At 38.4% G+C, this 14,255-nt stretch carries 10 protein-coding genes; 8 read left to right on the forward strand and 2 right to left on the reverse strand.

The window, feature by feature from the left end; all coding sequences use genetic code 11:
* Nucleotides 1-332: 332 nt before the first annotated feature.
* Nucleotides 333-1,604 (forward strand): leucine-rich repeat domain-containing protein, encoded by a 1,272-nt coding sequence (locus TY21_RS08355; protein WP_052354661.1) that lies wholly within the window; start codon nt 333-335, stop codon nt 1,602-1,604.
* 534 nt (nt 1,605-2,138) lie between these two features.
* Entirely contained in the window at nt 2,139-3,617 is a 1,479-nt protein-coding gene (locus TY21_RS08360; RefSeq protein WP_130589650.1) for a leucine-rich repeat domain-containing protein, read from the forward strand.
* 483 nt (nt 3,618-4,100) lie between these two features.
* Here TY21_RS08360 and TY21_RS08365 read toward each other — a convergent pair whose 3' ends face one another.
* Both TY21_RS08365 and TY21_RS08370 read right to left on the reverse strand, forming a co-directional pair.
* The gene (locus TY21_RS08365; RefSeq protein ID WP_052354555.1) at nt 4,101-4,928 is read right to left on the reverse strand and encodes an IS701 family transposase; all 828 of its coding nucleotides are present in this window, start codon (nt 4,926-4,928) and stop codon (nt 4,101-4,103) included.
* 65 nt (nt 4,929-4,993) lie between these two features.
* Entirely contained in the window at nt 4,994-5,188 is a 195-nt protein-coding gene (locus TY21_RS08370) for a hypothetical protein (protein ID WP_042241631.1), read from the reverse strand.
* A 354-nt stretch (nt 5,189-5,542) separates the two neighbouring features.
* On the opposite strand from TY21_RS08370, the gene TY21_RS08375 reads away from it, so the two are divergent.
* The 6 genes from TY21_RS08375 to TY21_RS08400 all read left to right on the forward strand — a co-directional run bounded on the left by TY21_RS08375 (nt 5,543) and on the right by TY21_RS08400 (nt 14,225).
* On the forward strand, nt 5,543-5,746 hold the full coding sequence (locus tag TY21_RS08375) for a helix-turn-helix domain-containing protein (protein ID WP_042241628.1): 204 nt from the start codon (nt 5,543-5,545) through the stop codon (nt 5,744-5,746).
* Complete coding sequence (locus TY21_RS08380; RefSeq protein WP_052354554.1) at nt 5,746-6,561, forward strand: helix-turn-helix domain-containing protein; 816 nt, start codon at nt 5,746-5,748, stop codon at nt 6,559-6,561. The genes TY21_RS08375 and TY21_RS08380 overlap by 1 nt, the downstream gene beginning before the upstream one ends.
* Before the next feature lie 91 nt (nt 6,562-6,652).
* The gene (locus tag TY21_RS08385; RefSeq protein ID WP_232044351.1) at nt 6,653-7,225 is read left to right on the forward strand and encodes an ATP-binding protein; all 573 of its coding nucleotides are present in this window, start codon (nt 6,653-6,655) and stop codon (nt 7,223-7,225) included.
* A gap of 613 nt (nt 7,226-7,838) precedes the next feature.
* Complete coding sequence (locus tag TY21_RS08390; protein WP_042241624.1) at nt 7,839-12,848, forward strand: RHS repeat-associated core domain-containing protein; 5,010 nt, start codon at nt 7,839-7,841, stop codon at nt 12,846-12,848.
* Between the two features lie 259 nt (nt 12,849-13,107).
* Entirely contained in the window at nt 13,108-13,551 is a 444-nt protein-coding gene (locus tag TY21_RS08395; RefSeq protein ID WP_042241620.1) for a hypothetical protein, read from the forward strand.
* Nucleotides 13,552-13,559: 8 nt separating this feature from the next.
* On the forward strand, nt 13,560-14,225 hold the full coding sequence (locus TY21_RS08400; protein ID WP_042241618.1) for a hypothetical protein: 666 nt from the start codon (nt 13,560-13,562) through the stop codon (nt 14,223-14,225).
* Nucleotides 14,226-14,255 lie beyond the last annotated feature (30 nt).

The raw sequence follows: 14,255 nt of genomic DNA on the forward strand, positions 1-14,255 counted from the left end.
GAAGCTAGGCGTATATTTCATCATGCGGTAGAAGAAGTAAAACATTGAGCTAAAAAGAGCTGTTTTTCTCAAATAAAGCAAAGAATCAATCTCTTTCTTTTAGCCAGATCAAAATTGCCGTGTCGCTTAATCGCCAAGACCTGTGGCTGCTCCTAAATGCTTGGGGGGCCCCCTTTCCTTAAATCTATCTAAAATAAAAGCGCTAGTAGATTATTTGTGAGTTGTTTTTTATTGTTAAGGATACGAATTGTTTTGACTTGCTTTTTTAATTTTTTATATTGTCTTTAAAAAATGAAAATGCTGAAAAAGTTATCACTAGCCAAGGAAATAAAATGCATCCTATCTCTCCGGCACCTATTGAAAGCTTACCCAATGAATTGCTACTCCCTATCTTAGAAGCTTGCGTAGTTCCTTCCTTATTTAGCGTCTGTAAAAGATGGCATCATCTGCTGGCTACTGAAGTCATGCCCCCTCTTTATAAGCAAATAGGTAAAGTGCATGTTCCTCAAGGAAATGTTAAGGAGCAGGCTTTCATTGTAGATAGGATTTATAAGCTAGAAGAAAAGCTTTCTGAAGCAGCAAAGGTAAATGCAATCTTTAGGCAAATCTTTACTTTAGCCAAGTCTCTTTCAGCTTTAGAATTTAAAGTGCAAATAGAAGAAAAGAGGTATCTTACTCTGGCTAACTACTCTTCTTATCTCTTAAATATTAATCGCCTTTTACTTTGGAAAAAACTTCCTGGTGGGGAAGAATACTTGAGCCGAGAAGAAATTAAGCACTTGCCTCTAGAGAAAAAAGGAGAGCTTCTTAGAGATTGGATTGAAGAAAATTGTAAAAACATCACAATTTTAGATTTATCTAGAGTAGGCTTGACTTATTTACCCCCAGAAATATGCCAGTTATCTCAGCTGCAAGAGCTTAATTTAAGCCAAAACCAGCTCACCGCTCTGCCTGCAGGAATAAGCCAGTTATCTCAGCTGCAGGAGTTTAACTTACATAAAAATCAGCTCACCGCCCTTCCGGCAGAGATAGGGCAGTTGTCTCAGCTGCAATGGCTTGACTTAAGCCAAAACCAGCTCACCTCCCTTCCGGTAGAGATAGGGCAGCTATTACAGCTACAAGAGCTTGACTTACATAGAAATCAGCTCACCTCCCTTCCGGCAGAGATAGGGCAGCTACCAGAGCTCCGAGTGCTTTACTTAAAAAATAACCAGCTTATCACTCTTCCGGCAGAGATAGGGCAGCTATCGCAGCTGGGAACGCTTGAATTAGACAGCAACCAGCTCACCACTCTTCCAACCGAGATAAGGCAGATGTCTCAGCTTAAATTGCTTTACTTAGATAACAACCAGCTTACCACTCTTCCTGCAGAGATAGGGCAGCTGTCTCAGCTGCAAGTGCTTGACTTAAATCAAAACCAGCTCACCGCTCTGCCTACAGAAATTGGTCAGCTGTCTCAACTACGAGTGCTTAAATTAGGCCAAAACCAGCTAAACACACTTCCTACAGAAATCGGGCAGCTGCCTCAGCTGCAAACGCTTGAATTAGCAGAAAATCCTTTGAAAGATATCGCCAAAAAAATAAGGCAGCGTTTTCAATTGTAGAATGGTCTTAAGTACTTTTAAATTGAAGTAAACTAAAATGAATAACAAACTTTTAGCTATCTTATCTTTAAACAAGTAATCCGCTTTCCTTCCGGCAACTAAGTAAGCTTAAACTAACCTACACATTTATAACAGCAAGAAGTTTTTCTCTTTTTCCGCAGATTGCTAGGCTGGGAGAACAGCCTTTCTTGACAGGAAGAAGCTAGGCGTATTGTATTCCATCATGCGGCAGAAGAATTAAAACAAGGCGCCAAAAAGAGCCGTTTTTCTCAAATAAAGCAAAGAATCAATCTCATTCTTTTAGCCGCACCAAAATTGCCGCATCACTTAATCGCCAAAACCTGTGGCTGCTCCTGAATGCTTGGAAGGTCTCCGCCCTTTCCTTGAATCTAGCTGAAAAAAAGCGAGGTAGATTATCTGTGAGGGGTTTTTCAGTGATAAGGATACGAATTCGTTTGACTTGCTTTTTTAATTTATTTACATTGTCTTTAATAAATAAAATGCTGAAAAGTCATCACTACCCAAGGAAATAAAATGCATCCTATCTCTTCGGCATCTATTGAAAGCTTACCCAATGAATTGCTGCTCCCTATCTTAGAGGCTTGCGCAGCTCCTTTCTTATTTAGTGTCTGTAAAAGATGGCATCATCTGCTGGCTACTGAAGTCATGCCCCCTCTTTATAGACAAATAGGTAAAGTGCATGTTCCCCAAGGAAATGTTAAGGAGCAGGCTCTCATTGTAGATAGGATTTATAAGCTAGAAGAAAAGCTTTCTGAAACAGCAAAGGTAAATGCAATCTTTAGGCACATCTTTACTTTAGCCAAGTCTCTTTCAACTTTAGAATTTAAAGTGCAAATAGAAGAAAAGAGGTATTTTACTCTGGCTAAGTACTTTTCTTATCTCTTAAATATTAATCGTCTTTTGCTTTGGAAAAAACTTCCTGGTGGGGAAGAATACTTGAGCCGAGAAGAAATTAAGCACTTGCCTCTAGAGAAAAAAGAAGAGCTACTTAGAGATTGGATTGAAGAAAATTGTAAAAACATCACAGTTTTAGCTTTATCTAACGCAGGCTTGACTTATTTACCTCCAGAAATAGGCCAGTTATCTCAGCTGCAAGAGCTTGATTTAAGCCAAAACCAGCTCACCAGCCTTCCTGCAGAAATCGGTCAATTGTCTCAGCTGCAAGTGCTTCACTTAAATCAAAACCAGCTCACCGCTCTACCCTCAGAAATAGGCCAATTGTCTCAGCTGCAATATCTTTACTTAGATCAAAACCAACTCACCACTCTGCCTGCAGAAATCGGGCAGTTATCTGAGCTACAAGTTCTTGGCTTAGGAGAAAACGAGCTCACCAACCTGCTTACAGAAATCGGTCGGCTACCTCAGCTGCGACATCTTTTCTTAAATCAAAACCAGCTCACCGCTCTGCCTGCAGAAATCGGGCACTTGTCTAAGCTGCACACGCTTGAATTAAATCAAAACCAGCTCACCACTTTGCCTGCAGAAATTGGGCGGCTGTCCCAGCTGGAACGGCTTGAATTAAGAGAAAACCAGCTCACCGCTCTACTTACAGAAATCGGGCAATTGTCTAAGCTGCACACGCTTGACTTAAGAGAAAACCAGCTCACCACTTTGCCTGCAGAAATTGAGCGGCTGTCTCAGCTGGAATGGTTTAACTTAAATCAAAACCAGCTCACCACTTTGCCTGCAGAAATTGGGCGGCTGTCCCAGCTGGAACGGCTTGAATTAAATCAAAACCAGCTCACCAGCCTGCCTACAGAAATCGGGCAGCTGTCTAAGCTGCAATATCTTTTCTTAAATCAAAACCAACTCACCAGCCTTCCCGCAGAAATAGGTCCATTGTCTCAGCTACAATTGCTTTACTTAAATCAAAACCAGCTCACCGCTCTGCCTGTAGAAATTGGGCAGCTGTCTAAGCTGCAAACCCTTGAATTAGCAGAAAATCCTTTGAAGGATATTGCAGAAAAAATAAGGCAGCGTTTTCAATTGTAGAATGGCCATAAGTATTTGTTAAATTGGTGGTGAGCTAAAATGAAATAAAAAAATTTTAGCCATCTTATCTTTAAACAAGTAATCCGCTTTCCTTCCAGCAACTAAGCAAGCTTAAACTAACCTACACATTTATAACGACAAGAAGTCTCTCTCTTTTTCTGCAGAGTGTTACGGCTGGGAGGACAACTTTTCTTAACAGGAAGAAACTGGTGTATTGTATTCCATCATTCGATAGAAGAATTAAAAACATTTGCGCCAAAAAGAGCCTTTTTTCTCAAATAAGACAAAGAATCAATCTCATTCTTTTAGCCAAACCAAAATTGCCGCTTCACTTAATCGCCAGAACCTGTGGCTACTCCTAAATGCTTAGAAGGTGTCCCCTCTTTTCTTGAATCTATCTGAAAAGAAAGCCCTGTTAGATCATCTAGAATTGGTTTTCCCTTGGTAAAGATACGAATTCGTTTGACTTGCTTTTTTAATTTTTTATAATGTCTTTAATAAATAAAACTGCTTCTTGGCAGAAAAGGGCTTAAAGTTTCTATCGGCTACTTCTGGATATTTTCTTGGCCTACCTCTAATGTTCTTGGTAGAATTTAAAGGAATATCGATAGGCCAAAAGCTATGATTTTCAGGAATTTGAGCCACAAAGGTTAGCTGCCTTTTATCTAATTCTCCCAATAACTCTCGTTTTTCTCCATAACCGGCATCATAAGCAAGCGCTTCATAGGGAAAATCTTTCTTAAGAATATCATCTAAAAGTTGTAAAGCAAGCTGCCATTTCTTTAAAAACTTGTATCTTGCCTTAGGAACTTTGGCTACCTGCATTCTTTTTTTGCTTTTTGTCCAAGATTGGGGGAGGAATAATTCACCTAGGATAGGAAAATGCTCTTTACCTTTTTCACAGTAATGCCATGTGACGATTGATTGACAATTGGCAATTTTTCCTAAAGCTCCGCAGTACTGCCTAGCTACCCCTACCGAGAACTTTCCCTTTTTGGGTAAAGAAGTGTCGTCTAGAACAAGTACTCCTTTTTTAACCCCCATGCTTTGAGCCATATGCTTAGCTAATTGTTGCTGTAGCGCTGCATAATCCCAAGGACTTTGATTGACAAATTGTTGAATAGCTTGTTCATTTCCTCCAGGAAGTCTTTTTGCCATAGGCTCGATAGATTTCCTTTCCCCCTCCAATATTAATCCTGCTATGTACAATCTGCACCAGTGAACTCTTTCTGATCTTCCTAAGTTGGCTTTAAAAACATTAATCCATTCATTAAGTTGTTCGCGGATGGAATTTAATTGCTCTAGGTCCATTGCCCCCTCCTTAATTAATAAAACTTACTTACATTATTATCAGAAAGGCACTTAACGAGGTAGTACTACTTAGTCCATCCGGTACCCTCACGATAAATGCCAGCTCTTTTTGCATCGGCAATTGAGAATATTTCTGTCCAAGTGTCTCCCGTGTCAGTTCTTTTCCCCTGAAGAATACACTGGGTATCATCGGACTTTGGATCCTTGCTTATAGAATGACCTGCTTGCCGAATAAGCTGATTCATCATGAACGCGGACATCTCGACTTTGCCTTGGACGTAGTACATTCCACCGTTTAAGGCATCCAAGGGATTGATATTGGTGGCTTTTGCTTTTGTATGATGGTAAAGATCCCTTCAGGACCTAAACGTTGGTAATGCTTAGTTCTCAGGAGAGTCGACAAGAACACGAACTTCTTGGATGTCATCGATCAGCATTTTTATAGGCGGGTTATATGCTAATTGTGTCATAAATCCTCCGTTATGATTTAATTGACACGAAAAATATACCACTTAGTTCACTTTGCACAACAAAAAGTACCTAATAAATCAAAAAACATTGCATTTTATAAAAAAAATAGTACACTTGACCCTAAAAAGGATGGGGCTAGCTTTATGGATTTAGACGAATACCTATTTCGTAAAAGGATTTCTCAGACAGATTTTGCCAAAGATTTAGGCATCTCGCGGACTCATTTAGGAGAAATTCTGCGCGGTAGGCGCTCGCCTAGTGTAAAGCTAGCCAAAAAAATTGAAGAGTTAACCAAAGGTGAAGTGACCAAAGAGGAGGCTATATTTCCCAAGGGCAGGGAGTCATAATGCGTCTAGAAGAACTACAGAAATTAGTTGCAAAAGGCGAATCTGAGAACCTGGAGTTTAAAAAGACAACGGGACAGCGTTCAGAAGCTGCTAAAACAGTATGCGCAATGCTTAATGGTCTAGGCGGGTTTTTGCTCTTTGGAGTTTCCGATAAAGGGGAAATAGCAGGCCAACAAGTAACAGCAAAGACACTCGAAGATATTGCTCAAGAGTTACGCAAGATCGAACCACCCGCTTTTCCTGAAATCGAAACTGTAGCTATTGGAAGCGACAAAGCAGTCATTCTCGTTAGGGTATCTGGAAAATTAGGTACTTATTGCTATGATGGCAGGCCCTATCTTCGGCATGGCCCTACAACTCAAATTATGCCTCGTGGGGAATATGAAAAGCGTGTTTTAGATAAATTTCATGCGTATCGGCGGTGGGAAAATGAGTTGACACCAGAGTGGATAACTATACAAGATTTAGATGAGGAAGAAATTCAATCCACCCTACAAAACGCGGTTAAACTGGGTCGCATGAAAAATCCCTCGTACACTGACCCTGAATCAATTTTAAGAGGATTAGGACTTTTCGATGCTCGACGTCTTATCAACGCTGCTGTAGTCCTATACGGAAAAAGCGAAAGGTTATTCTCAAACTATCCACAGCTATCAATAAGGCTCGCTCGTTTCAGAGGCTCTGACCGATTGACTGGGTTTATGGATAATCGTGATTATTGGGGGAATGCATTCGATCTTTTAAGAAGAGGCGAATTATTCTTGCTTGATCATGTTCCTATTTCGGGACGTGTTGTTCCTGGTAAAATGATATGAGAGGACTATCCACTTTATCCTCCTCTTGCTACAAGAGAAGCTTTAGCAAATGCTATCTGCCATAGAGATTACACGACAGCAGGAGGCGCTGTTGCAATTGCTATGTATGATGCGCTTGGAAATCATCAATCCAGGAGTCTTGCACTTTGATATCACACCAGAAAAGTTGACAAGACCTCATGAATCCAAGCCGTGGACTCCCATTATTGCCAGTGTCTTTTATCGTGCTGGTATTATTGAAAAATGGGGAATGGGTACCCTCAATATTATCGACTGGTGTAAAGAAAATGGAAACCCCAAGCCCACTTGGGAAGTGCGAGCGGAATCAGTCGTGACCACTTTCTTGCCCTCGTCTTTCTTTGCCACAGGGAAAAGGCCCGAAGAACAGGCAGAAGAAGCCGAAAAAGTCAGGCCTAAGTCAAGGCCCGAGTCGAAGCCCGAGTCAAGGCCCGAGTCCTTGGAAAAAGAAGTGATAAGATTGCTTCGAAAAGAATCTTTATCGAAGAGTGAAATATCTCAAATCCTGGGACATAAACACATTTCAGGGGGATTAAAAAAAGTTCTCTCTTCGTTGCTTAATCAGGGAAAAATCACCTATACATTACCTGAAAAGCCTAATAGTAGGCTCCAAAAATATAAATTGACTGATAAAACTAAGGATTAAACCCAAGATTAAAATATTTTCGATTTAAACCTCTTTTTTTACTGCTTGAAAATCAAACTTTCCTTAGACTCAATACCTTTAAACAGCTAAAAAGGGTTGAGAAAATAGATATGATTTTTTTACGATACTATCTCTTAATACTTTTTACTTTGTCTCTATATACGCCTGCTCTTTCTGCTAGTCAGTTACAACTTGTATCTACCGAATCAGATTCCGATACGTTGATTCAAAATAAGGACATTTGTCATTAACTGGCATTTAACCTAATCTTTTTTCTAATTGATATTTTTTATCAACAATTTTCCATTAGGGCATCTGTTTAGCTAGTGAAACAAAGTCTTTTCTTTATCAGCTAAAAACTGAGCTTTCTGAATAAGAAAGCTAAAAGCAATCTTCAAGCACGTTTTTACTTGAGCTAACTCTTTTCTCCCTGCGAAGCTAAAGTGAAATCGGCCGAAAAATATTTCAGAAAAAAATATAAGGAAGAGAAGCTAAAAAAATCATATGTAAATTTTATTTTTAAATCATAAAATTTCATTATAAATAGATTGTCTCTTGCCCTTTAAGTTTATTCTTGGTTAAGCTATTTCTGTTATTTAATTTTGGTTAGTTCATGAAAAAGCTTATTTGCTTATTTATTATTTTATTCATCAATTCCTACGGTGCCTATACGCAAGAGCTCCCCTCTTCTTCATTATTACCTTCCTTGCATGAGTGGCAAAATCCTACTTATGTATTTGATTCAGTAAATATCATGACCGGCCAGTACACGGAAGCTCAAAACGATTTACATCTTAGCGGGCCGGCTCCTCTCAGCCTGCGCAGATATCACACAGGAGAAGACTGTTTTTTATCGGGATGGCAGTGTAACTTCCCTAACCTATTTAACGCATCTACGCCAGGAGAGGCAGGCCATTTCACCTCTACGCACAAAATCTCGTATGAATATGATCAGCAATATCGCTTAAAAGCTGTAAAAGCCTCTGACTTTACTGATGAGCATCTCTATAGCTGGCTGAACATTCAACATAGTGATGATCCTTATAAGCAATGTATAATTCAAACCCATGATAACCAACAAGTCACCTATCGCTTCCGTGATCCTCGTTTAATTGCCGAAGTCATTTCCTCTAGCTCTCCTTCTATTGCTTATCACTATCAAAAGCATCCTTCCCAAGAAGGTTATCTCATCAGCCGGCGCGAATTACCGGAGGGCCGTTACATAGAATATGAATATTATGGAAAAGACCATCCTCATGCCGGGAAAGTTAAAGTTCAAAAAAGCCCTGTAGGAAATGATGCCACAGCTATTGTTACTCGTAGCTTTGTTTATCATGAAGGGTATACGGAGGTCTATGATGCTCTTAATTGCAAAACCATTTATCGCTTCTGCGACGGATATATAACAGATATTGAAAATTACGATTCAGCTGGCCAATTTTCTCGCCTAGAAAAATTAATATGGACTCAAGCTTCAGAGAAAAAGGAAAACAGCAAGCAGCTTCGTACGCGTTATATAGCCGATGCTCAGGGTACTATTCTTATTGCCCACTCCTTTTCTTATGACGCCCATCATCGTTTAATTAAAGAAACCCTATATGGCAACCTTACTGGCACATGCACGCTAGCTATTCAAATAGGCCATGACGGTTATCCTTTAAAAAATGGGATAGAGCATTATAGCATAACCTATGAATATGCAAATGATCTTCTAAAGAGCACAGAAGAAGATAATGGAAAAAAAATAATCTATGCATATTTCCCTAATACTCCCTACCTTCAGTCCAAGTTAACATGTATTAACAACAAAATTATTCTAAGAGAATTTTACTCTTACAATCAAGCTTGGCAGGTCACCAGCATTGGCAAAGACGATGGATCTTCAAAGAATATAAATGATCTTACCAACGTCAGCGAAAGGCATATAAAAACAATTAGTTATCGTACAAGCCATCCTGCCTTAGGCTTAACAGAAAGGATAGAAGAGAGTGCTTTGAATTTTTCGACCGGCCAAGCTCACCTTATGATGAAAATCATCTATCACTACAACCACCAAGCGAAGGTTATCCAAGAAGATTATTACGATGCAAATAATCAACATTATTATTCCATCAATAACACGTACGATGAGCATCACAAGCTGATTACTTCCTCAGATGAAGTTAAAGGGCTTACCGAGAAAAGCTATGATTTAAATGGCAACCTATTAAAACAAACATGTATCAGCCCTACAGGTATTTTTCAACAAATTATCCATACCTATGATTTTGCCAATCGTTTAATTAGTAGTGAAGTTTCGGATAACAATAATCAGACAAAAAAAACTTATTTTCATTATGATTTAAAAGGCAATAAGAGAGCATTTATTGATGAGTGTGGTAATCAAACTACCTATGAATATGATAGCTTAGGTCGTGAGACTCAAGTGATTTATCCGGCCGTCATGGACGAAAACTTTAACGTTATCAATCCCTCTAAGCAGACACGCTACGACGTACTTAATCGCGTGATAGCCCAAACGGATGCTAAAGGTTGTACTACTTACACCCAATACAATGCTTATGGTAAGCCTATCCTTATCCTCTACCCTGATCAAAGGGTTGAAAAATTTATTTATAATTTGGATGGATCCTTAAAAGTTGCTTTTGATATTCAAGGAAATTATACAGTTTATCATCGTGACCCTTTAGGGCGACTCTTTAAAAATGAAGCTTTTGATAAAACAGGCGCTTTATACAAAGCCACTACTTTTATTCATAATGCCTTCCATTTATTAGAAGCAAGAGAGGCCTCAGATCGAAGAATTTGCTATAAATATGATTATATGGGCCGTTTACAAGCTCTCGAGCAAATGACAGGTAAAACTATTAGTAAGCGATTAACATATGAATATAATCATTTAGGTCAGCAAACCGTTTCTAAAGAATGGTATGGCCCCCATCTTGAAAATTTTATTGCTACTATTAAAGAATATGATTTTAAAAATGATTTAAAATCTACTCGTCTTGAAGATGCCAAGGGCAAGATACAAAAGATGACTTGGGTAGAGCCCACCCCTGTACAACCTTCTCCCCTTGAAGAGCTTGTTTTCAATTCTCTAGGACAGCAAGTGCTCCAAGAAGCTGTGACTGATCCATCAGGAAATGTGACTCTCACTCTTTATGATGCGATTAAAAGACCTGTGAAAATAACCAAAAAGAACAGTCTAGGCGACATACTTTTCTTACAAGAATTACAGTGGGATGCGAATAATCATAAAGCCAAGGAAACTTACTTTTTAAGCCACGGGAAAACCATCAGTACAGTATGGCATTATGATTCTTATAATCGCCTTATTAGATGCATTGAAGGATTTGGTACAGTAAGGCCTATGACTACCCATTATACTTACAATGAGGCAGGTCAGCTAAGCGCCCTTTTCAAGCCGGATGGGGTGACAATCTTTTATGAATATGATTCTCTAGGCAACCTTACCGCCCTTCATTCTTCTGATCTTACGATCCACTATATTCTTTCCTATGATTCTCTCCAGCATCTCACCCATATTGAAGATAAAGTTCATTCCTTATCTACACGGCGCACCTTTTCTCTCGACGGATGCTTATTAGAAGAAGTACAAGGCAACGGATTAAAAACCACCAGGCATTATGATGAGCTCAACCGTTGCATTCAATTAGATCTTCCGGATACATCTTCCATTAAGTATAGCTACGACAGCCTTTATCTTAGAAAAATTGAGAGGCAGCGTCTTTTAAATGATTCCTTGATTCATAATTATCAAGAGCGAAATTTAAATGGCCATCCGCTGATTAGTGACTTGGCAGGCGGCATAGGTCAAGAGCTACGTAGTTATAATAGCAAAGGTTATCTTACTCATATTTCTACGCCTTTTTGGTCTGAAGCTATTCATTATTTGCCTGAAAAGCCGCAGATTATCGAAAATATCACTTTTAAAGATCTTACGGGTGAACATAAGCACAATTTTATTTACGATGATCAAAACTACCTAACAAATGAAGCAGGACTTTTTAGCAACACCTACACCTACAACTGGTTAGGAAATCAAACATCTAAAAATTATGAAGAATGCATAATTAATCCTTTGGGGCAGTTAATAGGTTACCATAACACCCAAAATGGTTATGATGCTAACGGCAATTTGAAAGAAAAGATAACGAAAGGCAGCAAACTTCGTTTTGAATATGATGCTTTGAATCGCATGATAGCTCTACGCCAGGATAACGGGGAAGTTTATCGATATACTTATGACCTTTTTCATCGGCGCTTGTCAAAGACATGTTTTGCCCCTAATGGTGAAAAAAAATGGGAACAAAAATATCTTTATGATGGTCTAAATGAAATTGGAGCAGTCAATGATAAAAATCAAATAACTGAATTGCGTGTGTTAGGTGAGGGGCTAGGAGCAGAAATCGGAAGCGCCGTCCTATTAGAAATAGAAGATCAAGTATACGTTCCTCTCCATGATCATCGCGGCTCAGTCTGTGGACTTATCTCACTTGCCGATCAAACCGTGATAGAACAAGCGCATTATTCTGCTTTTGGGGAAGAAGAAAGAGAGAACCCCTCCTGCAATAATCCATGGCGTTTTTCAAGTAAAAGAATGGACCCGGAATCTGGACTTATTTATTTTGGAAAACGTTATTACGATCCTTCCCTAGGCCAATGGACGACACAAGACCCCTTAGGTTCTATGGAGAGCCCTAACCTATATGCTTTTGCCTCTAATAATCCTATCAATCGCATGGATCCCTATGGTCTATTCTCTTTTAGTAACTTATGGAGCGCTATTTACTCCCAAGTTACCGATATCGGTCAGCAAATTTTCAGCTTACTTCGCAATATGCACGCCTTCATGTCTACACATCTTTCATTAGAACATAATTTTAATGAGAAGATTGAAGGAACAGCCAGCGCTATTTTTGGAAAGCTGACGTTAGGCATCTGTGGCTTTTATATAGGAAAGAATGAAGCGGGGGTGATAGGGCAAGGAGAAATAAATGACAAAGTAAGAATTACTTTGATTAATGGAATTTTAAATGCTCGCCATGATGTCATGTATAGCTTAGAAATAATTTCAAAATTTCATGGTGGCAATAACATCCACTACATTTTCCGCCCCACAGAAGGATGGACTTATGATTTTCTAAAATCTCTAGCAGTTAGATGTGGATGGGTTTCTCCTCAAGCTAAACAGCTTGCTTCAAAATGGCGGGAATTGATAACACAAATAGGCGGTGTGGAAGGCGGAGGAAGAATTATCCATTATGCGCATAGTATTGGGGCCTCTGATACCTTAAGAGCTAAAGGCCTTTTATCAGCTGAGGAGCTAAATATGATAGACGTATATACTTTTGGATCTCCTTGCCTATTGGCAGCAGGGGGATTTCAAAATGTGATTAACTATGTAAGTCTGGGAGATGCGGTCTGCTATTTAGATCCCATTACCTATATTAAATCTTTCTTAGATCCTCAGAAGCATATTACATTTTTACCTAGCTCTTGGGGTCTTCCCCTGATAGACCATCAGCTAGGATTTCCCACTTATCGTAAGCTTTTAGAAGCTTTAGGAAAGGAATTTTTAGAAATCTACAGAGCTAGGTAAAAAAATATTGTAGCAGTTCAGATACCCTCTTTTTATTCAGGAGTGCTTGAATGAAATAGATCTTAAGGCAGGATGTCTTAAAACAGTACTTGACCTGATAAGCATAAGTTACCTGGCAAAAATTACTTCTACCAGTGGTAACTTATCTAACATTTTTTCTTGTGCAAGCTGTTTCGCATCTAAGAATGTTTGTAAAGACGCCTTGCCAAAGCAATACTCTCTTGTACCGGAGTGAATTCTTGGAGCTCCCTTCTTCCCCGTGCTTTTATTTTCCCTTTTAAATCCTAACGCTTCGAATGAAGAGAGAAGTATAGCTTTAATTGATCATGATTTTAAGGTTAATCGTAGAAATTGGAAAACTATTGCTACGAGCCTTATGAAGTTAGCAAAAGGGGAATTAACTGAACAAATTATTAAGAACTTGAAAACTTCTATTAATATAAGGCTTAATAATGATCCTGCAGCAGCAGAAACTTATCAAGAACAGCTAAACCAACAAGGAAAGAACATTAAGAAATGCTTAGAACAAGGCTTTCATAGAGGAGCACAAAACTTGCTGCAAGCTTGTCGTGAACCAAGAGTATTATCCTCCTTATTAGAAGTCTCCTCCTCTAGTAATCTATCTTTCCCAAAAGAAGAGTTGTCTGATAGAGTACAAATATTTACAGAACTATTAAAAATAGTAAAAAAACATTATAGCTAGGAGAAAAAATGAGTGGACCTATTGAAAGACCACACCAGGACTTGGCAGCTCGAGCAGCTTTTTTAAAAACGTTTACTTTAACTTTTAGCAGCCCTTTAAAATTAAATACAGATACTTATAATCGTATAAAATATTATGTACCTCGTGCTTTTAAATCTAGTATAATTTCTAACTTAGAAAAACTACATTATCAATTAATCAAAAAAAAACATCCTACTAACAATAAAAAATATAAATTAATTATTAAAGATATAGAAAATTATCTAAAAAGCAAGCAACAATTTTTAACTTTCTTAAGGAACAATTTATTGATGGATGTACAAGATCCTTGGCTATTAGCTTATAATCAGACCAAAAATATATCTTTACAAGAAGCTAGTGAACATTTACAAGACCTTTTATTTTCTTGGGAAGAACTAGCACAATATGAATTAGAAGAGTTTATCCCCTTAGACTTAGAGGATTTAAATGGATATATGAAAAAATTAAAAGAGGTGTATCAACCCTTATTAGAGATAAATTTCTCTCCTGCCCTTCGATCTGCCGAAAATAAAAGGCTTACCGAATTAGCTGATAAAATCTCTACTTTAAAAGATAAGATAGAAAACCAAAATTTTTCAGAAATTCCTTTGCTATGTCAACATATTCGTACCATTATAAATATCACAGACTAATTTTTGGGAACGCTAACTCCATCCAATAAA

The organism is Neochlamydia sp. S13, assembly GCF_000648235.2.
Lineage (GTDB): Bacteria > Chlamydiota > Chlamydiia > Chlamydiales > Parachlamydiaceae > Neochlamydia.